Annotated in this window: 23 protein-coding genes; 7 read left to right on the top strand and 16 right to left on the bottom strand. The window is 59.8% G+C overall.

All coding sequences use genetic code 11. The annotated features are described in order from the left end of the window. Nucleotides 1–11 precede the first annotated feature (11 nt). Nucleotides 12–1,283: a lipid IV(A) 3-deoxy-D-manno-octulosonic acid transferase gene (gene waaA / locus ACO1VH_RS03945; protein ID WP_486242621.1), complete on the top strand. Its 1,272-nt coding sequence runs from the start codon at nucleotides 12–14 to the stop codon at nucleotides 1,281–1,283. A gap of 15 nt (nucleotides 1,284–1,298) precedes the next feature. Next, nucleotides 1,299–1,502, top strand: coding sequence for a hypothetical protein (locus ACO1VH_RS03940; RefSeq protein WP_486242619.1), 204 nt, complete (start codon nucleotides 1,299–1,301; stop codon nucleotides 1,500–1,502). 148 nt (nucleotides 1,503–1,650) lie between these two features. On the opposite strand, the gene ACO1VH_RS03935 is transcribed toward ACO1VH_RS03940, so the two are convergent. The 3 genes from ACO1VH_RS03935 to ACO1VH_RS03925 are packed head-to-tail and all read right to left on the bottom strand — an operon-like array spanning nucleotide 1,651 to nucleotide 4,005. Beyond that, nucleotides 1,651–2,268, bottom strand: coding sequence for a phosphatase PAP2 family protein (locus tag ACO1VH_RS03935; protein ID WP_486242618.1), 618 nt, complete (start codon nucleotides 2,266–2,268; stop codon nucleotides 1,651–1,653). Further along, on the bottom strand, nucleotides 2,265–3,104 hold the full coding sequence (gene lgt, locus ACO1VH_RS03930) for a prolipoprotein diacylglyceryl transferase (RefSeq protein ID WP_486242616.1): 840 nt from the start codon (nucleotides 3,102–3,104) through the stop codon (nucleotides 2,265–2,267). Before lgt ends, ACO1VH_RS03935 begins: the two co-directional genes overlap by 4 nt. Before the next feature lie 4 nt (nucleotides 3,105–3,108). Further along, complete coding sequence (locus tag ACO1VH_RS03925; protein ID WP_486242614.1) at nucleotides 3,109–4,005, bottom strand: LysR family transcriptional regulator; 897 nt, start codon at nucleotides 4,003–4,005, stop codon at nucleotides 3,109–3,111. 203 nt (nucleotides 4,006–4,208) lie between these two features. On the opposite strand from ACO1VH_RS03925, the gene ilvD reads away from it, so the two are divergent. Together ilvD and ACO1VH_RS03915 are read left to right on the top strand one after the other, a co-directional pair. After that, nucleotides 4,209–5,882, top strand: a complete 1,674-nt coding sequence (ilvD, locus tag ACO1VH_RS03920) for a dihydroxy-acid dehydratase (RefSeq protein WP_486242612.1) — start codon at nucleotides 4,209–4,211, stop codon at nucleotides 5,880–5,882. Between the two features lie 115 nt (nucleotides 5,883–5,997). After that, on the top strand, nucleotides 5,998–6,792 hold the full coding sequence (locus tag ACO1VH_RS03915; protein ID WP_486242611.1) for an AadA family aminoglycoside 3''-O-nucleotidyltransferase: 795 nt from the start codon (nucleotides 5,998–6,000) through the stop codon (nucleotides 6,790–6,792). A gap of 31 nt (nucleotides 6,793–6,823) precedes the next feature. On the opposite strand, the gene ACO1VH_RS03910 is transcribed toward ACO1VH_RS03915, so the two are convergent. The 6 genes from ACO1VH_RS03910 to ACO1VH_RS03885 all read right to left on the bottom strand — a co-directional run bounded on the left by ACO1VH_RS03910 (nucleotide 6,824) and on the right by ACO1VH_RS03885 (nucleotide 11,403). After that, entirely contained in the window at nucleotides 6,824–7,630 is an 807-nt protein-coding gene (locus ACO1VH_RS03910) for a TlpA family protein disulfide reductase (RefSeq protein WP_486242609.1), read from the bottom strand. A gap of 365 nt (nucleotides 7,631–7,995) precedes the next feature. After that, nucleotides 7,996–9,123: an aminotransferase class V-fold PLP-dependent enzyme gene (locus tag ACO1VH_RS03905; RefSeq protein WP_486242608.1), complete on the bottom strand. Its 1,128-nt coding sequence runs from the start codon at nucleotides 9,121–9,123 to the stop codon at nucleotides 7,996–7,998. A 129-nt stretch (nucleotides 9,124–9,252) separates the two neighbouring features. After that, nucleotides 9,253–10,002 carry a hypothetical protein gene (locus tag ACO1VH_RS03900; RefSeq protein ID WP_486242606.1) on the bottom strand — a complete coding sequence of 250 codons (750 nt, stop codon included), beginning with the start codon at nucleotides 10,000–10,002 and terminating at the stop codon, nucleotides 9,253–9,255. Between the two features lie 113 nt (nucleotides 10,003–10,115). Continuing rightward, nucleotides 10,116–10,319, bottom strand: coding sequence for a hypothetical protein (locus ACO1VH_RS03895; protein ID WP_486242604.1), 204 nt, complete (start codon nucleotides 10,317–10,319; stop codon nucleotides 10,116–10,118). Nucleotides 10,320–10,400: 81 nt separating this feature from the next. Beyond that, nucleotides 10,401–11,135 (bottom strand): DUF2971 domain-containing protein, encoded by a 735-nt coding sequence (locus ACO1VH_RS03890; RefSeq protein WP_486242603.1) that lies wholly within the window; start codon nucleotides 11,133–11,135, stop codon nucleotides 10,401–10,403. A gap of 52 nt (nucleotides 11,136–11,187) precedes the next feature. Next, complete coding sequence (locus ACO1VH_RS03885; RefSeq protein WP_486242601.1) at nucleotides 11,188–11,403, bottom strand: TIGR04438 family Trp-rich protein; 216 nt, start codon at nucleotides 11,401–11,403, stop codon at nucleotides 11,188–11,190. Nucleotides 11,404–11,550: 147 nt separating this feature from the next. Here ACO1VH_RS03885 and ACO1VH_RS03880 point away from each other — a divergent pair, with 147 nt between their 5' ends. Next, nucleotides 11,551–11,856 (top strand): c-type cytochrome, encoded by a 306-nt coding sequence (locus tag ACO1VH_RS03880; protein ID WP_486242599.1) that lies wholly within the window; start codon nucleotides 11,551–11,553, stop codon nucleotides 11,854–11,856. 64 nt (nucleotides 11,857–11,920) lie between these two features. Here the strand turns inward: ACO1VH_RS03880 and ACO1VH_RS03875 are convergent, their stop codons facing one another. Beyond that, nucleotides 11,921–13,060, bottom strand: a complete 1,140-nt coding sequence (locus ACO1VH_RS03875; RefSeq protein ID WP_486242597.1) for a branched-chain amino acid ABC transporter substrate-binding protein — start codon at nucleotides 13,058–13,060, stop codon at nucleotides 11,921–11,923. Between the two features lie 137 nt (nucleotides 13,061–13,197). Between ACO1VH_RS03875 and ACO1VH_RS03870 the strand changes: the two genes are divergently transcribed. After that, nucleotides 13,198–13,707, top strand: coding sequence for an Lrp/AsnC family transcriptional regulator (locus tag ACO1VH_RS03870; RefSeq protein WP_486242595.1), 510 nt, complete (start codon nucleotides 13,198–13,200; stop codon nucleotides 13,705–13,707). Nucleotides 13,708–13,807: 100 nt separating this feature from the next. On the opposite strand, the gene ACO1VH_RS03865 is transcribed toward ACO1VH_RS03870, so the two are convergent. The 6 genes from ACO1VH_RS03865 to folD all read right to left on the bottom strand — a co-directional run bounded on the left by ACO1VH_RS03865 (nucleotide 13,808) and on the right by folD (nucleotide 19,740). Next, the gene (locus ACO1VH_RS03865) at nucleotides 13,808–15,121 is read right to left on the bottom strand and encodes a D-amino acid dehydrogenase (protein ID WP_486242593.1); all 1,314 of its coding nucleotides are present in this window, start codon (nucleotides 15,119–15,121) and stop codon (nucleotides 13,808–13,810) included. 143 nt (nucleotides 15,122–15,264) lie between these two features. Further along, nucleotides 15,265–15,666, bottom strand: coding sequence for a hypothetical protein (locus ACO1VH_RS03860; RefSeq protein ID WP_486242591.1), 402 nt, complete (start codon nucleotides 15,664–15,666; stop codon nucleotides 15,265–15,267). Next, nucleotides 15,663–16,088: a DNA polymerase III subunit chi gene (locus ACO1VH_RS03855; protein ID WP_486242590.1), complete on the bottom strand. Its 426-nt coding sequence runs from the start codon at nucleotides 16,086–16,088 to the stop codon at nucleotides 15,663–15,665. The genes ACO1VH_RS03860 and ACO1VH_RS03855 overlap by 4 nt, the downstream gene beginning before the upstream one ends. A gap of 14 nt (nucleotides 16,089–16,102) precedes the next feature. After that, entirely contained in the window at nucleotides 16,103–16,711 is a 609-nt protein-coding gene (locus ACO1VH_RS03850) for a glutaredoxin family protein (RefSeq protein ID WP_486242588.1), read from the bottom strand. A 99-nt stretch (nucleotides 16,712–16,810) separates the two neighbouring features. Continuing rightward, nucleotides 16,811–18,892, bottom strand: coding sequence for a M3 family metallopeptidase (locus ACO1VH_RS03845; protein WP_486242586.1), 2,082 nt, complete (start codon nucleotides 18,890–18,892; stop codon nucleotides 16,811–16,813). After that, the gene (folD, locus tag ACO1VH_RS03840; protein ID WP_486242584.1) at nucleotides 18,892–19,740 is read right to left on the bottom strand and encodes a bifunctional methylenetetrahydrofolate dehydrogenase/methenyltetrahydrofolate cyclohydrolase FolD; all 849 of its coding nucleotides are present in this window, start codon (nucleotides 19,738–19,740) and stop codon (nucleotides 18,892–18,894) included. Before folD ends, ACO1VH_RS03845 begins: the two co-directional genes overlap by 1 nt. A gap of 267 nt (nucleotides 19,741–20,007) precedes the next feature. Between folD and aceE the strand changes: the two genes are divergently transcribed. Next, nucleotides 20,008–22,704 (top strand): pyruvate dehydrogenase (acetyl-transferring), homodimeric type, encoded by a 2,697-nt coding sequence (aceE, locus tag ACO1VH_RS03835; RefSeq protein ID WP_486242582.1) that lies wholly within the window; start codon nucleotides 20,008–20,010, stop codon nucleotides 22,702–22,704. Nucleotides 22,705–22,745 lie beyond the last annotated feature (41 nt).

Genomic DNA, 22,745 nt, shown 5'->3' with positions numbered 1-22,745 from the left:
GGCCCGCTGCCATGCGTGTGATCTATTCTCTTGCCTGGTGGTTCGCCTTGCCGCTGGTGCTGTTGCGCTTGTGGTTGCGCGGACGGCAGGAGCCCGGATACCGGCAGCATGTCGCGGAACGGTTGGGTTTCTATGGCGGTGTGCGGGATGCAGGCAGCGGTCCGATGTTATGGGTGCACGCGGTATCCGTCGGTGAGACGCGTGCCGCGCAGCCGTTGATCGAGGCGTTGCTGCAGACCTATCCCTCGCACCGCATCCTGCTGACGCACATGACGCCGACCGGCCGCGCCACCGGCAAAGCGCTGTTCGGCAACGAAGCGCGCGTGACGCAGTGCTATTTTCCCTATGACACTGGCTGGATGATCGGGCGTTTTCTACGCCGTTTTCGTCCGCAATTGTGCGTGCTGATGGAAACCGAAGTGTGGCCGAATGCGATGGCACAATGCCGGCGACGCGGTGTGCCGGTTGCGCTGGTCAATGCGCGCTTGTCCGAGCGTTCGCTGGCGCGTGCGATGCGCTTTCCGGGCCTGTTCACCGAAGCGGCTGCCGCCATGTCCTGCGTAGCGGCGCAGACTGACAGTGATGCCATGCGCATCCGCCGGCTCGGCGCTCCGAATGTGCAGGTGACCGGCAGCATCAAGTTCGATGCCGTACCGCCGGAAGAAATGCTGGCGCGCGGTGCCGCGCTGCGTGCGCGCTTCGGCGCGCGCCCCGTTCTGGCATGCGCCAATACGCGCGACGGAGAGGAAGCGTTGATCCTGTCCGAACTGGCGCAGCTCGATATTCCCGACGTGTTGCTGTTGATCGTGCCGCGTCATCCGCAACGCTTCGACGAGGTTGCACGACTGGTGGAGGAATACGGTTTGCCGCTGGCGCGCCGCTCGACCAGCGGCGACGAAGCGCTGGCACCGGATGTGCGCGTTTTCCTTGGCGATACGATGGGCGAGATGTTCGCCTACTATGCGGCGGCGGATGTCGCCTTCGTCGGTGGCAGCCTGCTGCCGCTGGGTGGACAGAACCTGATCGAGGCGTGTGCGGTGGGCACGCCGGTGCTGATCGGTCTGCATACCTTCAATTTCGCCGATGCGGCGCAGAATGCGATCGAAGCGGGTGCGGTGCTGCGCGTGACCGATGCAGTGGAGTTGATGCAGCAGGCAACACGGTTGCTGTCGAACGCGAACCTGCGCAACGAGATGGGGCAGAACGCACGACGTTTCTCGCAGCAGCATCGCGGTGCTACGGCGCGTACGATGGCCTTGCTGGCTCCTTTTGTGAATGGCTGATCGGGACGAGGCAACATGAAAATCAATACCGAAGACAAGATGCAATCGTCTGGCTTGCAGGAAACCGAGGCCTGCAGCAACGCGATCGAGGAAGCAGAAAAGAATAGGAAGGAAGCGGCTGAGGATATCGCCGTCATGGCAGATGAAAAGCCGATCGATTACCGTTATGTTCGCCATGGGCAAGGGCCGTGCGATTGCTGCGGTCCGCACAGCGAATGAATGCAGATACAGAATGAAAAAATGCCGGTTATCTGACCGGCATTTTTATTGGGCGAATCGGAAAGCGATTTTTTATCGCTGCCATCGCTTTGCTGTCATTGATTCCGATTTTCTTCGATCGGAGCGACTGAGCTCATCAAAGTTCTAATCAAAGCCCTATCTTGCGCTGCCGGATTTCATCCGCATGTTCTTCGCCGGCCAGCGTGATTGCGATGCGCACGATCCAGCTTTCGGTAGGCGCCGGCTTCAGTATCAGCAACGGCAGCAGGAACAAGGTTGCAAGCGCCAACGAGCGGCGATCGAAGGTAATCGTCGGGTGATGTGTGCAAAAGCGGATGAACAGCCAGGCGACGGCAAAGCCCAGCATCCAGCCTGTCACGACTTCCGATACCGAATGCACCTGCAATACAAGTCGTGAAATGCCGATGCCAAAGGAAAACAACACACCGAACGTTACACCGGCAACCAGAACGCCGCGTGAACGGCGTTGCAGCAGCACGTGCATCAGTACCGGCGCCAGCGATGCCGCGCGCATCGCATGACCGCTGAATCCCTTGAAGTCGATGGCGGCAATACCGATGCCCCAGCCTGCATAGGCGATCTTGGTTACGGCAACGAGGAACAGTCCGCCACCGAACAGAATGCACCACAGCAGGCAGGTGCGCCATGTGCGGGCGCACAGCAGCCAGACTGTGAGGACGGCTGCGGCGGGAATTGTGAGGTTGGTGTCGGCGAGGCGGGTGAAGGCAATCCAGAAATCCATCATCCTGCCCGCTTCTCCGATGCAGGAGCCGGTGCGCGATCAGGCGCATGCACGGGGCGGCGATATGCGACGATCAGCAGCACGATGCCGAGCGCGATCAGCGGCAGCGACAGCATCTGTCCGGCCGAGATCATGAAGCCGGCGACGTGGACTTCATAGTCCGGCACGCGGAAGTATTCGGTGATGAAGCGTCCCATGCCGGACAGCAGGCAGAACATGCCGCCGACCGCCATGCGCGGGCGTTCCTTGCGCGCGAAATACCACAGCAGGATGAATTCGACCAAGCCTTCCAGCGCCTGGTACAGCGGCGACGGATGGCGCGGCAGGTTATCGACGTTCGGCCAGATCATCGCCCACGGCAGCGTCGCATCGGCGATGCGGCCCGGCAGTTCGGCGTTGATGAAATTGCCGAGGCGGCCGAAGGCATAACCGAGCGGCACCATCGGTGCGATGAAGTCCAGCACGTCCCACGCATTGCGCCGGCGCTTGTAGGCCCAGACGCTCATCGCCAGCAGCACGCCGAGAAAGCCGCCATGGAAGGACATGCCGCCGTTCCATACCTTGACGATTTCCAGCGGGTTCGCGAAATAGAATTCCGGGTGATAGAACAGCACTTCGCCGAGCCGGCCGCCGATCACCACGCCGAGCACGCCGTAGAACAGCATGTCGTCGATGTCTTCCTTCGTCCAGCCCTGCCGCGCGATCTGCGGCTGCTTGATGCGCAGACGCGCCAGCGCGACGAACTGGATGAAGGCGGCCAGATACATCAGGCCGTACCAGCGGATGTGCAGCGGACCGATCGACAGCGCGACCGGATCTGGCATCGGATGAACCCACATAACTCTATTTCTTTCGTAACAGTTCAAGAAAGGCGCGCAACACCGGCGAGGCATTGTCACGCCGCCAGGCCAATCCGGTTTCCACCAGCGGCGTCCTGTCCGCCAGCGGCCGGTAATCGACGCCGGGCCGCTTCAGGTTCGACACGGATTGTGGCACAAGCGCGATACCCATGCCGGCGGAAACGAGGCCGATGATGGTCTGCATCTGGATCGCTTCCTGCCCGATGCGCGGCGTCAGTCCTGCGTCGTGATAGCAGGCGAGGATGGCATCGTGCAGCGCCGGCGCGATACGCCGCGGGAAGATTACCAGCGGCTGGTCGGCCAGCGCCTGCAATGCGACCTTGGTCTTGCCGCGCAGCACGGACAGTCCTTTGGGTACGGCCAGGATCAAAGGTTCCGTCAGCACCGTCAGATAATCGAGCTGGCCGCGCGCACGGTCCGGCAGCGGCGGGATCAGCAGGCCGACATCGACGCGCCCCTGCAGCAGTTCCTCGATCTGCACGTCGGTGGTTGCTTCGCGCAGATCGATCTCGACATCCGGATACGCCTCGCGGAATTCACGCAGCACCGGTGGCAGCACGCTGTAGTCGGCGGTCGAGACGAAGGCCAGCGACAGCCGGCCCGAGGCGCCGGACGCCGCGCGCCGTGCCAGTTCCGGCAGGGCTGCCGTCTGCTGCAGGATGCGGCGCGCCTCCAGCAGCAGCGCTGCGCCGGCCGGCGTCAGCGCCACGCTGCGGCTGGTGCGTGCGAACAGCGGCACGCCGCCGAGCGCCGCTTCCAGCTGCTGGATCGCCTGCGACAGCGGCGGCTGCGTCATGTGCAGCCGCTGCGCCGCGCGGCCGAAATGCATCTCGTCCGCCACGGTGACGAAATAGCGCAATTGCCGCAATTCGATGTTCATTCTTCCGCCTGTCGGTTGTGCGTGATTGATATGTAATACGTATTGATTTGTATTGAATCATATATTTGACACGCAGCGCGGCGCAAGGCAATCTAGCCGCTCTTTACAGCTTTTCAAGGAATTGCCCTGTTACCGGGCAGGCAACCGCCGCAGCCTCTGTTCCGTTTTCAAATTGCGGCGCATTACCGACTTCTGGAGTCACCATGTCATTCAACCGCCGTTCCAAGAACATCACGCAGGGCGTGTCGCGCAGCCCGAACCGCTCCATGTATTACGCCATGGGCTACGAGAAGGAAGACTTCGACAAGCCGATGGTCGGCATCGCCAACGGCCACTCGACGATCACGCCGTGCAACTCCGGCCTGCAGAAACTGGCCGACATCGCGATCAAGACCATCAAGGAATCCGGCGGCAACCCGCAGGTGTTCGGCACGCCGACGATTTCGGACGGTATGTCGATGGGCACCGAAGGCATGAAGTTCTCGCTGATCTCGCGCGAAGTGATCGCCGACTGCATCGAGACCGCGGTCAACGGCCAGTGGATGGATGGCTGCGTCGTCATCGGCGGCTGCGACAAGAACATGCCGGGCGGCATGATCGCGATGCTGCGCACCAACGTGCCGAGCATCTACGTCTATGGCGGCACCATCAAGCCGGGCAACTGGAAGGGCAAGGACCTGACCATCGTCTCCGCATTCGAAGCCGTGGGTGAATTCACCGCCGGCCGTATGTCGCAGGAAGATTTCGACGGCATCGAGCGCAACGCATGCCCGTCGTCCGGCTCCTGCGGCGGCATGTACACCGCGAACACGATGTCGTCGTCGTTCGAAGCGCTCGGCATGTCGCTGCCATATTCGTCGACGATGGCAAACCCGGACGACGAGAAGGTCGGTTCCGCCGCCGAATCGGCACGCGTGCTGATCGAAGCGATCAAGAAAGACCTGAAGCCGCGCGACATCGTCACGCGCAAATCGATCGAGAATGCTGTCGCCGTCATCATGGCCACCGGCGGTTCGACCAACGCCGTGCTGCATTACCTGGCGATCACGCACGCCGCCGAAATCGACTGGACCATCGACGACTTCGAGCGCATGCGCAAGAAGATTCCGGTCATCTGCGACCTGAAGCCTTCCGGTAAATACGTCGCTACCGACCTGCACAAGGCCGGCGGTATTCCGCAAGTGATGAAGATCCTGCTGGATGCCGGCCTGCTGCATGGCGACTGCATGACGATCACTGGCAAGACCATCGCCGAAACGCTGGCCGATATCCCTTCCGTGCCGCCGGCGGACCAGGACGTGATCCGTCCGATCAAGGATGCGCTGTACGAGCAGGGCCACCTCGCGATCCTGAAGGGCAACCTCGCCACCGAAGGTTGCGTCGCCAAGATCACCGGCCTGAAGAACCCGGCCATCACCGGCCCGGCGCGCGTGTTCGACGACGAATACTCGGCAATGGACGCCATCATGGCGAACAAGATCAAGGCCGGCGACGTCGTCGTGCTGCGTTACCTCGGCCCGAAAGGCGGCCCGGGCATGCCGGAAATGCTGGCGCCGACTTCCGCACTGGTCGGCCAGGGCCTCGGTGAATCCGTCGGCCTGATCACCGACGGCCGTTTCTCCGGCGGCACCTGGGGCATGGTGGTCGGCCACGTTGCACCGGAAGCCTTCGTCGGCGGCACCATCGCATTGGTGGAAGAGGGCGATTCGATCACGATCGATGCGCACAAGCTGCTGGTGCAACTGAACGTACCGGAAGAGGAAATCGCGCGTCGCCGTGCGGCATGGAAACAGCCGGCGCCGAAGTACACGCGCGGCGTGCTGGCGAAGTTTGCGGCGCTGGCGGCACCGGCCAGCAAGGGCGCTGTGACTGGCTGACCAGATTAATTTCAAATAAAAAAGCCGGACAACGTCCGGCTTTTTTTCGAGTTGTTTCGACGCATTGATGCGTATCGCGGTTTCCTTCAGAACGAATCTGTCAAAATAATCCGCAATGAAAACATTACCTCCTGTCGAAATTGCGCAGCAGCTAGCAAATGCAAGTGCAGTACTTGAGCGTAATCTGTCCGGTACGTTGCTGGCTATTCACTTGTTCGGATCGGCAGTCGATGGCGGTCTCAAGCCGCATAGCGACATCGATTTGTTGGTAACCGTGAGTGCGCCGTTGACGGAATCTACCAGGCGCTCGCTAATGATGGACCTATTGTCGGTCTCGGCGTGGCCCGGTACGAGTGCATCGTGTCGGGCGCTTGAAGTGACAGTCGTCTTTCAAAAGGATGTCGTGCCTTGGCGATATCCGCCGCGGCGTGAAATTCAATTCGGTGAATGGCTTCGGGAAGAACTGCTGGCCGGTCGCATTGAATCTCCGACATTCGACCCCGATCTGGCGATCCTGCTGACCAAGGCCAGGCAGCACAGTGTTTGCCTATTGGGAGTTCCTGCTTCCGAGTTGTTCGAACCCGTCCCAAGAGAGCACTTCTCAAAGGCACTTTCTGACACCATTGCGCAATGGAATGAGGAATCGGATTGGCAAGGTGACGAATTAACGGTGGTGCTTGCTCTTGCGCGCATCTGGTTCAGCGTGTCTACAGGTGGAATTGCACCCAAGGATGTTGCTGCCGAATGGGCGCTTGAGCGTCTGCCGAAGGAATATCGACCGGTCCTTGAACGGGCGCGGGAAGTTTATCTGGGTAAAGCTTCGAATGATTTGGCTAATCGGACAGAACAGCTTTTCGCCTTTGTGCATTACATGAAAACAGTGATTGCATCTGCTAATCATCTCGAATGATGAAGGCATATAAAAGAATGTGCGGGAAGTTCTATTTTTTTATCTTTTGCAGATCGTTCGCTAGCGTCGCTTCCGATAACCCTCCTACATGCGTTGCCATCAACTCTCCATTCTTTGAGTAATACAAGGTAGTCGGCAACACACGCGCACCGAACATTCGCATCAATCCGAAGTCGTAATCGGCGACGATGCTTTTGGTCGACAGTTTCATCTGATCGGCAAAGAACAATGCCTCATCCGGATCGTTATCTTCGTTGACAAAAACGAAGGTGATGTTCTTGTACTTCTTCTGTGCTTCGACCAGTAGCGGCATTTCACGGCGGCAGGGCGGACACCAGCTGGCCCACAGGTTGATGACCAAGGGCTTGCCTTGGGCGAGTTCCTTGAATGTCGTGAGCTTGCCATCGAAGGTCTTGACGGCCACGGTGGGCAATGCGACTTCACCTGCAATCGAATCGGCGGAAGGAACCACAACGCTCCAGGCCAGCAGAAAGGTCAGCGTGCCGGCAGCCAGTGGCGCACGCAGCATCGGTTGACGCCAGCCGCGCCATGCGACAAGCACGCATCCGGTAGTGATGCCGGCAACGACATTGAAACCACCATCGCGAATATCCAGTATCGACAGCGGCGCCTTCCAGTATTGCTCGAACCATGTAGCAACAAAGGCGATACGCGCGATGACCATGGAGACCAGAACGATTTGCAGCGATGTATCGGCGATCCTGATCTTTCTGCGCCAGGAGACGATCAGTGCGATTGCTAATGCGGCGAGAAAGCAGAGGGCGAGAAGCAGTTGCGAAGTTTTGATCGTGAAGATTCCGAAGGAGAGACTGGACATGGCGGTGGTAGGTCGGTTGGAAAGGAGAGAAGACCTGTGTAATTCGCCGAAGATCGGGGATTGGTTACATCCTGGGTTGCATATCCGTACGGATTGCTATGACATTGGCCCGTAGTTTTCCCAAATAAAAAAGCCGGACGATTGTCCGGCTTTAATCTGATTGGCAAGCTTGCTCCAAGGGAGCGCAGTAATCGCCGTGCCGATATGGCGTGGCGTAACTCTCGTTACGGATTTACGTACAGGGAAATTGCCGAGATGGCGACGACGAAGATCGTCACGATGATTTTCCACTTCGTATTCATGTTTTCTCCATAAATGGTATGCGAGCCGGATCTTGCGACTGCCGGCTCGGTGATACTTAATACTTAGGCCATCGCGTCCAGTGCTTTTTCCAGATTCGCGACGGTGCGTTCGATGTTGTGCAGCTTGTCCAGGCCGAACAGGCCGACGCGGAAGGTTTTGAAGTCCGGACGTTCATCGCATTGCAGAGGTACGCCGGCTGCCGTCTGCAGACCGACCGCAGCGAATTTCTTCGACGACTGGATGCCGTCGTCCGTCGTGTAGCTGACGACCACGCCCGGCGCTTCGTAGCCTTTTGCGGCGACGCTCTTGAAGCCACGTTGGGCCAGCAGCTTGCGTACGCGGTCACCCAGTTCCTGCTGTTCGTCGCGCACCTTGTCGAAACCGTAGTCTTCGGTTTCTTTCATCGTGTCGCGCAGGATGGTCAGCGCGTCGGTCGGCATCGTCGTGTGATAGGCGACATTGCCTTGCTCATAGGCTTCCATGATCTGCAGCCATTTGCGCAGGTCGCAGGCGAAGCTGGTGCTTTGCGTGGAATCGATGCGTTCGCGCGCGAGCTTGCTCAGCATGATGAAGGCACAGCCGGCGGAGCCGCTCCAGCCTTTTTGCGGCGCGCTGATCAGGATGTCGGTGCCGGTCTTTTCCATGTCGACCCAGATCGTGCCGGAGGCGATGCAATCCAGCACGAACAGGCCACCGACCGAATGCACAGCATCGGATACCTGGCGCATGTAGTCGTCAGGCAGCAGGATGCCGGAAGCGGTTTCGACATGCGGCGCGAAGACGATTGCGGGCTTGGTTTCACGGATGGTGGCGACGACTTCGTCGATCGGCGCCGGCGCATAGGCAGCTTGCGCGGAATCGTCTTCCGGACGCGCCATCAGGATGGTGGTGCTGGACGGAATGCCGCCGGTTTCGAGAATCTGCGTCCAGCGGAAGCTGAACCAACCGTTGCGCAGCACGAGGCAAGGCTTGCCGGTGGCGAACTGGCGGGCGACGGCTTCCATGCCGAAGGTGCCGGAACCCGGCATGACGATGGCCGAATGCGCGTGATAGACCTGCTTCAGCGTCCGGGAGATGTCGCACATGACGCCCTGAAAGCGTTTCGACATGTGATTGACTGCGCGATCCGTGTAGACGACGGAATATTCGAGAAGGCCGTCGGGATCGACGTTGGGAAGTAGACCAGGCACAGTGGCTCCAGCAAGTGTGAAAAGTAAACCGGCCCGGCTGCGCATGCGCGGCCAGGCCCCAAAAAAGTGCAAATCTGCGAAACCGTGATTTTACCGCTTGTGCGGCAACTTGGCTTGCCTGCCGGCCGTTCAGGCGGTCTGATCGGGCACCACGCGTACCGAAAATGCCTCATCGATGTAGAAACCGTCGTCCGGGAAGCCTTTTTCGTCGCTGAAGCCGAACCAGCTGAAGTTGCCCTTTGGCTCGATGGTCAGCATGATTTTGCGTACCGTCAGCGTCTGGTCCAGCGTTTCGCTTTGTTCCCAATCCCTCAGGAGTTGCTCGATTGTCAAGAGTTGCTTGGTCCAGGCGCTGTTGATACGCAGGAAACGGTCGTACAGGTCCTGAAATGCTTCAAGCGTCAGCGTGCCGCCCGGCGACAGCAACATCAGGAAGGGCGGGATGATGCGGGCGATGTTGTCCGGTTCCGTCATCAGCACTTGCTGCAGATACGGGAAGGTATCCTTGTCGCTGTCGTGCTGGAACTGTTCGGGCGTGAAGCCGAGTGCGAGAAAGCGTGCGTAGATCTTGTGCCGCTGCAATTCGTGATTCAGCACGTTGATGAAGGTCGGCATCGCTTCCTGATCGAACACGGAAGAAATGCCGAGACGGATCGTGCGGAAGCCGGACAGGAGCAGGTCGATGGTCAGCAGTTCCTGCGCCAGCGCCGCGCTCGGATGACGGCAGCTTGCGTATTCGATGACGGCGCGTGCGTCTTCCACGCTGGAGAGCCAGTGTTCGCTGCCGGATTTTTCGAACTTGAGTCGCGTGCGCTGCTGCACGCTTTGCAACAGCGCGGCGATGCGGCGGTCGCTGCGGGCCTTGTCGATGACGCTCATGGATAGGGTAAGAACGGGAGAAGAGGAAAGCCGGCATTATGCCGCATGCCTGCATCGCTTCGTCTTCGTGCCTGCTTTCGTGTTCGTTTCAGTGTCTGATTTTCCGGCAGTATTCAGTCGCAGCGCAGCGGAATGTTGGATACCACGATCTTCTTACACGGGTGGCGCACGCCGGCACGTTCCAGCAGCGCGACGAATTCTTCCTTCAGCGGCTGCGGATCGGCGTTCGGGCCGATGATGATGCGGTTCAGCAGATGCGGCAGGCCCAGCCCGTGCAGGCCGTTCTGCGGATCGTCGCGGAACTTGATCTTCTGCACCTTCTGCGGGATGTCGCGTATGGTTTCGATGGCCGACGTGCGTACCGCGACTTCCGGCCATTGCGCGTTGGTGATGATGCGCTATTCGCGCTCTTCGTGAAATCCGGGATGCTTGATGCACAGCACGGCGAAATGCAGCATCGACAGTACGTTGTCGCGCACGCGTTCGCGGCCGAGACTGCAGAGCAGTTCGCGCGCGTCTTCCATGTTGCGCACGACGGCGCGCAATTCCTTGCGTACCTGGCTGGCCGTCATGTAGGCGATCGGACTGGAATACGCGCCCAGTGCCTGCGAGGAAATCTTCAGCATCGCTTCTGCGTTCAGGATTAGCGCGACGCCGGAGCGGCCGCCGTAGGCACGCCACATCGACAGGCGGCCGTGATGGTTCTCGCACGAGCGGTGCTTGGAGACGCAGGCGATGAAGGTATGCGTCTTCAGGTGGGGCGACCAGTTATCGAAACGCTGCAGCACTTCATCGGCAAGGTCGTCTGCGCAATCGTCGAGCACGGCCATGAAGCGGCTCTTCAGCGCGGCATCGCCGAACGCGCGGTGCAGGCAATCGAAACCGTATTCGATCTCCATTGCATCGTTCATGTCGTAAGTGTCGCGCATCCAGATTTCCTCGTTGGCGAGGATGCGGCGCGCGGTCTCGGCGTTGGTGTAGTAGGCGAAGCGGGATTTTTGGCTGACGCGCTGCAGCTGCCGGTCGGCGTAGGGGAAGAAGATGCGGTTGAGCCTGCTCTTCAGCGCGTTCGGAGAGGGCGAATCGGCGAATGTAGCGGAAAGCGGATCGGAAAAAGCATGATTGGCCGGCATGCCCCGTCATTATCCACGGCTATATGACGTGGGCATGACGGAATTGTTGCGATCACTTGAAGGTCTTGTTCACGCGTTCCTTGCGCGCCTTTTCCAGTTGCTCGTGCGCCTTGCGCTTGTCCAGTCCGAACATGCGTTCGATGAATTCGAACCAGATGAAGGCAACGCCGAACAGTCCGACGATCCACCACCAGGACAGTTTTCCCAGCGGGCCGACTTCGAAGTATTTCAGTACGGCCAGCAGGACGATCGCGATAATCAACGGCATGGCTTGCTCCCTGTTTTTTCCGGTGCAGCATAGGAGGAAACCGGGCAACGGTCAATTGTGTTGTCGCGCGTGCAAGACGCGGTTGCGCAACGAAACGGAAGGGCGAAACAGGATAGAATGGCCGCGGTCCTTTTCGGGAGAACGAGCATGAAGCGTTTGATGTTGGCGTGTCTGTTGACGATGGGCGTATCGGGCGCCGCGATGGCGAATGCCGATCTGGCGAAGGCGAAGAATTGCATGGCCTGCCATTCGGTCAACAACAAGATCGTCGGTCCGGCCTTCAAGGATGTGGCTGCGAAGTATGCCGGCCAGAAGGGCGCGGAAGACAAGCTGGTGCAGAAGGTGATGAAGGGCGGCGGCGGCGTCTGGGGCGCAGTGCCGATGCCCGCGAACACGCAGGTCAGCGAGGCCGAGGCGCGTACGCTGGTCAAGTGGATCATGACCTTGAAATAATGCGTCGCTCGCAATAAAAAAAGCGCTTCGATCGAAGCGCTTTTTTTGTGCCCGTCTGCCGGCATTATTTGGTGACGGCCAGCAGTTCGCGTTTTCCGTTGCGATAGGTATACAGCGTCAGCATGCCGTCCTTGATGTCGCCATTGGCGTCGAAGGCGATATTGCCTGTCACCCCTGGGAAATTGCTTTTCTTCAGTTCCGGCAGGTATTTGGCCGGTTCGGTGGAGTTGGCGCGCTTCATCGCATCGACCACGGTATAAGTTGCGTCGTATGCATAGGCGGCGGTGTAAACCACATCGATCCCGAAACGTTTTTTGTACTTGGCACGGAAGTCATCGACTGCCTTGCGGCGTTCTTCCGGGACGCCGCCTGCTTCGGCGCAGACGACTTGATCATTGCCGAGCCCTGAGCCTGCCAAGCCGGGCAACGAACCGGTGCAGATGCCATCGCCGCCCATGAACTTGGCGTTGATGCCGAGTTGATGCATCTGGCGCAGCATCGGGCCGCCGACTGCATCCATGCCGCCGAAGAAGATGATGTCCGGCTTCTTCGACTTGATTGAAGTCAGGATGGCATTGAAGTCGGTCGCCTTGTTGTTGGTGTACTGATTCGCGATGATCTTGCCGCCGGCTGCCTTGACGGACTTGGCGAACTGGTCAGCTACACCTTGTCCGTAGGCGGTGCGGTCGTCGATGATGGCGAAGGTCTTTCCTCCCATGGTCTTGACCGCATACTGACCGAGCGCGCCGCCCAGTTGGGCGTCATTGGCGACGAGGCGGAAGGTGGTCTTGAATTTCTGTTGCGTGTATTTGGGATTGGTGGCCGACGGCGATAGCTGCGGAATGCCGGCATTGGCATAAATGCGCGAGGCGGGAATCGTGGTGCCTGAATTCAGGTGGCCGATGACGGCAGCAACGTGTGCATCGACCAGTTTTGTGGCGGCGTTGGTCGCCTGGCGCGGATCGGCGGCATCGTCTTCGGCCATCAGTTCCAGCTTGATCTTCTTGCCGCCGATAGTCAGGCCCTTGGCATTGATTTCCTCGACCGCCAGGCGTGCGCCGTTTTCATTGTCCTTGCCCATGTGCGAATCGGAACCGGTGGTCGGCGCGACGCTGCCGATGAGCACGACCTGTTCCTGTGCCGAAGCAGTCCCTGCCAGCGCAAGCGCCATCACGCCTGCCAGTGAAATCATCTTCAACTGCATTATTTGTCTCCTGAGGATTGTAAAACCTGGACTTAGCTGCAACACTTGGACCGTGAGATCCCTAATAACGGGACCATACAACATCGGAAAACGGTAAGCCAAGCGTTTTGTTCGGTTTTTACGCCAGAGACGATTCCATGCCGAAAGCACATACCCTAGACAAAGTCGACCGCAAGCTGCTGAATCTGCTGCAGAAGGACAACCGGATGTCGACCAGCATGCTGGCCGACAAGGTGCACATTTCGCAACCGACCTGCCTGCGCCGCATTCGGGACATGCGCGAGGCCGGCATCATCAGCGCCGACGTGGCGATGATCGATCCGTTCGCGCTTGGCTATGGGATGCTGGCTTTCCTCGAGGTGTCGCTGGAAAATCAGGCGGACGAACGCATGCAGGAATTCGAGGCGCGCATGAACAAGGAGCCGGAAGTGATGCAGTGCTACTTCGTTTCCGGTGACTACGACTACTTCCTCGTCGTGCACGTGGTGGACATGGATGCCTACTATCAGTTTGTGCGGCGTGCGATTTCCGGCTCCGGCAACGTGCGGCATTTCCAGTCGCGTTTTCCGATGAAGCGTGCGAAGTTCGATACGCGCATCGCGTTCGACGAGAAGGCGGCAGAGGTGCAGGTCAAGGTCGGTAAATGATGCGTTGATTCCTGACTAGGCCTGGATGAAAAACGGCGCAGCGATGGAAGTCGCTGCGCCGTTTTTTCTGATGGGATGCTATCCGGCGATGCCGGAATGCTCAGGCCGTAATGGAACGCGGTGCGCCTGACTGGTTGGAGTTGAATTCCGGCCCGGTGAAGCGGAAATCGATTTCCGGGCGGATGCCAGACACGATGTCGGCGATCGCGCGGCCGGAGCCGCAGCCCATGGTCCAGCCCAGCGTGCCGTGGCCGGTGTTAAGGAACAGGTTGGCGTAACGCGTCCTGCCGATGTAGGGCACGTTCGATGGCGTCAGCGGACGCAGGCCGGCCCAGTAGGCAGGATTGTCGTAGTCGCAGGCGTCCGGGAATAGTTCTCGCGTGCGGCGCGTGATCGCTTCGCAACGCGTCGGATTCAGTTCGCGCGTGTAGCCGTTCAGTTCGCAGGTGCCGGCCACGCGCAGGCGATCGCCCAGGCGCGACAGCACCAGCTTGTAGCCGTCGTCGGTCAGCGAGACGGTCGGCGCGGTATCCGGATTCGTCACCTTGTAGGTGGCCGAATAGCCTTTGCCCGGATAGACCATCAGGTCGATGCCGAGCGGCTTCAGCAACTGTACGGAAAAACTGCCCATCGCCATCACGAAGGCATCTGCGTACAGGGTCTGGTGACGGCCGTGTGCATCGATGACTTCGACGCCGGTGATCTTTGCATGCGCGCCGCTGCCGGAAGTCAGCAGGCGCGTGACCGTCGTGCTGAAACGGAAATCGACACCGGCCTCTGCAGCGCGCGCGGCGAGGCCTGTGGTGAACTTGTAGACGTCGCCCGATTCGTCGGTCTGCGTGAAATCGCCGCCGACAATGCGATCGCGCATGTGCGCCAGCGCCGGTTCGATACGCACGACTTCGTCGGCCCCGATCGATTCGCGCGGACAGCCGAGTTCGCGCATCAGCTTTGCAGCCGGCAGCGAATCCTCGAACTCTTTTGCATCGGTGTAGAAATGCAGGATGCCCTGCGTCAGATGATCGTATTCGATGCCGGTTTCGGCGCGTAGCGCCTGCAGCGTCTGGCGGCTGTATTCGGCGATGGCGACGATCTGGCGGATGTTGTCGTTGGTGCGCGCTTCCGTGCATTCGCGCAGGAAACTCAGGCCCCATTTCCACTGCAGCCATTCGGGACGGAAGCGGAACAGCAGCGGCGCATCTTCCTTGCCCAGCCATTTCAGGATTTTCTTCGGCGCAGCCGGATTGGCCCACGGTTCGGCATGCGAGACGGAAATCTGGCAGCCGTTGGCGAAACTGGTTTCCTGCGCGGCGCCGGGCTGGCGCTCGATGACGGTCACGTCATGACCGGCCTTGTTCAGGAACCACGCGGACGCGGTACCGACGATGCCCGAACCCAGAACGATGACTTTCATTGGAAATCCCCAGCTTTATATTCGATACCTAGAATTTTACGGACTTCCTGCTTTGCTGAGGATTCAATCTCGCGGCGAATATTTGCGATTTGTTGAGAAAAATCGCGGTTTGCGTACAGGAATGAAAAATATGGTTGAGAAACTTAATTTTTCGAAAAACGCATGTTTTCGATTTCTTCCGCCACGGCCTCGCGCACCAGTTGTTCCAGTGTCTGCTGCAGTTGGCGGCGCAGATGGCGCTGCATGTCGGCCAGCGCCGTTTCCACCGCGACGGCCACGCTGTCGGCAATCTGCTGTTCCATGACGGGATCGATGCGCTCCTGCAACTGCGCCAGCGTGCGTGCCGCCACTTTTTGTTCGAGACGCGTCCATTCCTCGTCGAGCCAGCCGTCTATCGGTTCCGGTTCGACCGGCTGCGTCAGAACAGGCACTTCCTCGTCGAACGAGGGAGTTGCCGCCAGCGGTTCCGCTTCGGCGGGTGCCGGCGGCGGCTGAATGACTTCCGTCAGCATCGGGATGCCGGCGTCTTGTGCGGATTTGTTCATGCGTTGTCGGCCACGAAATGGGTCAGCGGATAGCCGCGCTGCTTGTAATAGCTGTAGCGCTCGCGACCGGCGGATTTATCCGTTTCGTCGGACGAGACGATTTCGAACATCCGCTCGAAGCGGGCGAAATGCTCGGGCGGCGTATCGGACAGGTTGATCAGGATCTGGTGATGCGGCGATTCCATCTTCGGATCGGCGGTCAGCAGGATGGGCGTCTGGGCGGCAAGCGCATCGTTCGCCATCACGTGCGGCAGGAAATCCTGCTCGGAGAACGTCCACAGCAGCGCATCGAGCCGCGCAAGTTGCGAACGGTCCTGCGTCAGGATCACGATGCGGAAATCGGCATTGCGCGCCTTGCGCGTCAGGCGGCAGGCGTAGGCGAGCTTGTCGGGAACGTTGCTGTGGAAATCGATGCGTGTCATTGGATGCAGCGGGATCAGAAACGGAAGCCGGGCGGCGCATTGCCTGCGGCGGGCGGGCGTTCGGCTGGCGCCTGCGGTACCGGTTCTTCGGCGGCAGGCTTCGTCTCGGTTTTCTTCGGCGCTGCGGGTTGCGGTGCCGGATTGCGATAGCTTGATGGCAATTTGCTGGCGGCCGGATAGCCGGCTGCAGTCAGCGCGGTATTCCATTCATCGGGATCTGCGCCGGTCAGCTTGCTCTTGCCGATCGTCACGAAAGGCAGCTGACGTGTGCCGCCGGCCTGTTTCAGGCGGGTGATATCTTCTTCGCTGTGGACGGTCTTCTCGGTAAACGGAATGCCGCGCGCATTCAACAGATCGCGTCCGCTGCTGCAGCCTTCGCAGTTGTTCGTGGTGTAGAGCGTGACCGGATTGTTGCGTACGGCCTCGGCGAGTTCGAACGGCAGGCCGCTGGTGGCGACGCTGCCGGTTCCGATGGATTTTTCCTCGACCTTTTTTGCCGATGCAGGCGGTGGCGTATCGCTGTAGGTAACCTTGCCGTCCGGCCCGACCCATTTATAGAGTTGGGCGTGCGCGCCGGCTGAAACCAGCAGCGACAGCAGCAGCCATGACCATCGGTTTTTCATTTCATCGTTCCCTTCAGCGCATCTTTTCAGTGGTTCCGCTATCGTCTCTTTATCGGGTGCGCATCAATACGAAAATACGAATAGGTAGTGGCTGCTACATCAAGCCGCCATGCCGCTGTGGCGCAGCAGCGCATCGATTTCCGGTTCGCGGCCGCGGAAGGCCTTGAACGATTCGATCGCCGGACGCGAGCCGCCCATCGCGAGAATCTCGCGCAGGAAACGCGCGCCGGTCGATGCCGACAGCACGTTGCCGTCCGCCTTGCCGGCTTCCTCGAATGCGCCGTAGGCGTCGGCCGACAGCACTTCCGCCCACTTGTAGCTATAGTAACCGGCCGCATAGCCGCCGGCAAAGATGTGCGAGAACGAATGCTGGAAGCGGTTGAACGCCGGCGGCGGCATGACGGAAACCTGCGCGCGCACGCTGTCCAGCACATCCTGCACCGATTGCGAACCGGCGGCGTCGTAGCCGTTGTGCAGCAGCATGTCGAACAGCGCGAACTCGACCTGGCGCAGCGTCTGCAGGCCGGACTGGAAATTCTTCGCGGCGATCATCTTGTCGTACAGCGCGCGCGGCAGCGGCTTGCCGGTCTCCGCATGCGCGGTCATGTGCTGCAGCACATCCCATTCCCAGCAGAAGTTTTCCATGAACTGCGACGGCAGTTCGACCGCATCCCATTCGACGCCGTTGATGCCGGATACGCCCAGTTCGCCGACCTGCGTCAGCATGTGATGCAGGCCGTGGCCGAATTCGTGGAACAGCGTGATGACTTCGTCGTGCGTGAACAGCGCCGGTTTCGTCTTGCCGTCGACGGTGATCGGCGAGCTGAAGTTGCAGGTCAGGTAGGCGATCGGCGTCTGCACGCGCTCGCCATCCTTGCCGGCGAAGACGCGACGGCCGCGCGCATCGTCCATCCATGCGCCGCCGCGCTTGCCGTTGCGTGCGTAGAGATCGAGATAGAACTGGCCGATTAGTGCGCCGTTCTTTTCGATGCGGAAGAATTTGACGTCCGGGTGCCAGACCGGCGCATCGTCCGGCTTGATCGAGACCGAGAACAGCGTCTCGACGGTGCGGAACAGGCCGGCGACGACTTTCGGTTCCGGGAAATACTGCTTCACTTCCTGTTCGGAAAACGCATAGCGTTGTTCGCGCAGTTTTTCCGATGCGTAGGTCGCATCCCAGGCTTCGAGTTTGGCGATGCCGAGTTCCTTGTCGGCGAAGGCGCGCAGTTCGGCCAGGTCTTTTTCCGCGAACGGGCGAGCGCGTTTGGCCAGGTCTTCGAGGAAGCCGATGACCTGTTCCGGCGTCTGCGCCATCTTCGGCACCAGCGAGACTTCGGCGAAGTTCTTGTAACCGAGCAGCTTTGCTTCCTCGTCGCGCAGCTTCAGGATGTCGACGATGTTCTGCGTGTTGTCCCATTCCGGATGGTCGGCCGCCTGATCGGATGCCTTGGTCGCGTTGGCACGGTAGATCGTCTCGCGCAGCTTGCGGTTGTCTGCGTATTGCAGGATCGGGAAATAGGACGGGAAGTGCAGCGTGAATTTCCAGCCGGGTTTGCTGTCCGCTTCGGCGGCGGCACGCGCGGCTTGTTTCACGTCGTCCGGCAGGCCGGCGAGTTCGGCTTCGTCGGCGACGAACAGTGCGTAATCGTTGGTGGCGTCGAGAATGTTTTCCGAGAACTTGGTCTGCAGCGCCGCCTGTTTTTCCTGGATTTCGGCGAAGCGCGGTTTCTTGTCCTCGCTCAGTTCGGCGCCGCCGAGGCGGAAATCGCGCACGGCGTTCTCGATGATCTTCTTGCGCGCCGGCGAATAGCTGTTGTAGTCGGGGCCGAGCTGCAGCGCCTTGTATTTGGTGAACAGCACGAGGTTCTGTGACAGCGCGGTCCAGAATTCGGTGATCTTCGGCTGGTTTTCGTTGTAGGCGGCGCGCAGTTCCGGCGTATCGACGACGGCATTCATGTGGCCGACGGCGCCCCAGGCGCGGCCGAGCTTTTCGGTGGCGTCTTCCAGCGGTTCGACGAAGTTTTCCCACGTCACCTGATCCGTGCGCGATTCGAGTTCCTTGACGACGTCGCGGCATTGCTCGAGCAGGCTGTCGATCGCCGGACCGACATGCTCTGGCTTGATGGCGTCGAAACGCGGAAGATCGGAAAAATCCAGCAACGGGTTCAGGGCGATATTCATCAGAGTTCTCTTTCCGCTGCCTCGACGGTATTGACGAGCAGCATGGTGATGGTCATGGGGCCGACGCCGCCCGGTACGGGCGTGATGTGGCCGGCCACTTCCTTCGCATTGGCAAAATCGACATCGCCGCACAGCTTGCCGTTGTCGTCGCGGTTGATGCCGACGTCGATGACGATGGCGCCCGGCTTGATCATGTCGGCCGTCAGCGTATTGCGGCGGCCGGTGGCGACGACGACGACATCCGCCTGCCGCGTGTGATGACCGATATCCGGGGTACCGCTATGGCAGATGGTGACGGTGGCGTTGGCTTGCAAGAGCAGCAGCGCCATCGGCTTGCCGACCGTGTTGCTGCGGCCGATGACGACGGCATGCTTGCCTTTCAGATTGGTGCCGGTGCTTTCGATCAGTTTCATGCAGCCGTACGGCGTGCAGGGGCGAAAACCGGGCAGGCCGGTCAGCAGTTCGCCGGCGCTCAGCACCGAATAGCCATCGACGTCCTTGCGCGGCGAGATGGCTTCGATGACCTTTTGCGGATCGATGTGCTTGGGCAAGGGCATCTGGACCAGGATGCCGTTGATCTTCGGATCGTTGTTCAGTGCATCAATGCGCGTCAGCAATTCGGCTTCGGTCAGCGTTTCTTCGTATTTTTCGAGCAGCGAGTACAGACCGTTGTCTTCGCAGGCTTTGACCTTATTACGTACATATACTTGCGAAGCCGGATCGGCGCCGACCAGGATCACGGCCAGGCCGGGCTGTTTGCCCTTGGCCGCCAGCGCGGCGGCACGTTTGGCGACGTCGGCGCGCAGTTGTTGGGAAAGCAGGTTGCCATCGATGAGTTGTGCGGTCATGGGAAGCGAAGTAAGTGAAAACGGAAAAGGCCTGATTATATAGAAGAGCCTGCAGCGGTCCGGAACGGTCGGACGGAGGGAACGAAAGAGCGCGAAGTCAGGCGGCAAATGTCTGTGAATTTCACATTATAAAAAATGATATCGTAATTTGGTAATAGTAAAAACTGCTGTTAAACTCCGTGCCGTTCACATGACAATGTGCAAATCGGATTCAAATATCGTCCGCCTTTACAAAAGGCGGCTTCAGGAAAAATCAGGAGACTTATTATGTCAGCCCAGCTCGACCAGGTATTGGCGCAAGCCGCCAACGATCCCGATGTAATGGAAACGCAGGAGTGGCTGGATGCCCTCGAAGCGGTGATCGAAACGGAAGGCCCGGACCGTGCCCATTATCTCGTCGAGCGCATGATCGATCTGGCGCGCCGTCGCGGCTCGCAGATCCCGTTCTCGCCCACCACGGCCTATGTCAACACGATTCCGGCCGACATGAGCGAGCCGTGCCCGGGCAATCTGGAATACGAAGAGCGCCTGCGTTCGTGGATGCGCTGGAATGCGATGGCGATGGTGGTCAAGGCCAACCGCGCCGACGGCGATCTGGGCGGCCACATTTCCAGCTTCGCTTCGCTGGCGAACATGCTAGGCATCGGCTTCAACCACTTCTGGCACGCGCCGACCGAAGATCACGGCGGCGACCTGCTCTATATTCAAGGCCACTCGTCGCCGGGCGTCTATGCGCGCGCTTTCCTCGAAGGCCGCCTGTCCGAAGAACAACTGGTCAACTTCCGTCGCGAAGTCGACGGCAACGGCCTGTCCTCGTATCCGCATCCGAAACTGATGCCGGAATTCTGGCAGTTCCCGACCGTCTCGATGGGCCTGGGTCCGTTGATGGCGATCTATCAGGCACGCTTCCTCAAGTACCTGCAGGCACGTGACGTTGCCAAGACTGACAACCGCAAGGTTTGGGTCTTCTGCGGCGACGGCGAGATGGACGAAGTCGAATCGATGGGCGCGATCGGCGTGGCCGGCCGCGAGGAGCTGGACAACCTGGTCATGGTTGTCAACTGCAACCTGCAGCGTCTGGACGGCCCGGTGCGCGGCAACGGCAAGATCATCCAGGAACTGGAAGGCGAATTCCGCGGTGCCGGCTGGAATGTCATCAAGATCATCTGGGGTTCCAACTGGGATCCGCTGCTGGCCAAGGACAAGGAAGGCATCCTGCAGCGCGTGATGATGGAAACGCTGGACGGCGAATACCAGAACTACAAGTCGAAGGATGGCGCTTACGTGCGCAAGCACTTCTTCGGCAAGCATCCGAAGCTGCTGGAAATGGTGTCGCGCATGTCGGACGACGACATCTGGCACCTGCTGCGCGGCGGTCACGATCCGCACAAGATCTACGCCGGCTTCAAGGCTGCGCAGGAACACAAGGGCCAGCCGACTGTGCTGCTGGTGAAAACCGTCAAGGGCTACGGCATGGGCAAGTCGGGCGAAGCCCGTAATACCGCGCACCAGACCAAGAAACTGGACGACGAAGCCGTGCGTGAAATGCGCGACCGCTTCTCGCTGCCGATCGCCGACGACAAGTTGCCGGAAGTGCCGTTCTTCAAACCGGACGAAGACACGCCGGAAATTAAATACCTGCACGAACGCCGCAAGGCGCTGGGCGGCTACCTGCCGCAACGCCGCATGCAGGCTGACGAAAAACTGCCAGTGCCGGAATTGTCCGCATTCAAGGCGATCCTCGATCCGACCGCAGAAGGCCGTGAAATCTCCACCACGCAAGCCTACGTGCGTTTCCTGACCGTGCTGCTGCGCGACGCCAACCTCGGCAAGCGCGTGGTGCCTATCCTGGTCGACGAATCGCGTACCTTCGGTATGGAAGGCCTGTTCCGCCAGATCGGCATCTACAACCACCAGGGCCAGCTGTACGAACCGGTGGACAAGGATCAGGTCAGCTATTACCGCGAAGACAAGGCCGGCCAGATTCTGCAGGAAGGCATCAACGAAGCTGGCGCAATGGCATCGTGGATTGCAGCGGCAACGTCGTATTCGACGAACAACCGCGTGATGCTGCCGTTCTACACGTTCTACTCGATGTTCGGTCTGCAGCGTATCGGCGATTTGGCATGGGCAGCAGGCGACATGCGCGCACGCGGCTTCCTGCTCGGCGGTACCGCCGGCCGTACAACGTTGAACGGCGAAGGCCTGCAGCACGAAGACGGCCACAGCCATCTGCTCGCATCGACGATCCCGAACTGCCTGCCGTACGATCCGACCTTCGCGCACGAAGTCGCCGTCATCATGCACGATGGACTGAAGCGCATGGTCGAGAATCAGGAAGACGTGTTCTATTACATCACCGTGATGAACGAGAACTACCCGCAGCCTGGCCTGAAAGCAGGGCAGGAAGCGGACATCCTGAAAGGCCTCTACCTGCTGCAGGATGGCGGAAAAAAATCGAAGCAACGCGTACAACTGATGGGCTCCGGCACCATCCTGCGCGAAGTGATCGCCGCTGCCGAACTGTTGAAGAACGACTGGGGCGTGACGGCCGACATCTGGTCTGCGCCGTCCTTCACGCTGCTGGCGCGCGACGGACAGGACGTCGAGCGCTGGAACATGCTGCATCCGACCGCGGAACCGCGCCAGGCGCACATCACCAAGTCGCTGCAAGGCACGAGCGGCCCGATCGTGGTCGCTACCGACTACATGCGTACGTTCGCCGAACAGGTGCGTGCGCACATTCCGAAAGGCCGCACGTACAAGGTGCTCGGCACCGACGGTTTCGGCCGTTCGGACAGCCGTGCGAAACTGCGCGAATTCTTCGAGGTCAATCGCTACTTCGTGACGGTTGCCGCACTGAAGTCGCTGGCCGACGAAGGAGCGATCTCGGCCGATGTCGTCGCGCAGGCGATCACGAAGTACAGCATCAATCCGGACAAAGCCAATCCGGTCACGCAGTAATTCCAGTTAGAGATTCTTCCTCTGGCTGAACGGGGAATGCA

The organism is Oxalicibacterium sp. (assembly GCF_057353965.1).
This window is presented reverse-complemented; position numbering and strand designations above follow the sequence as displayed.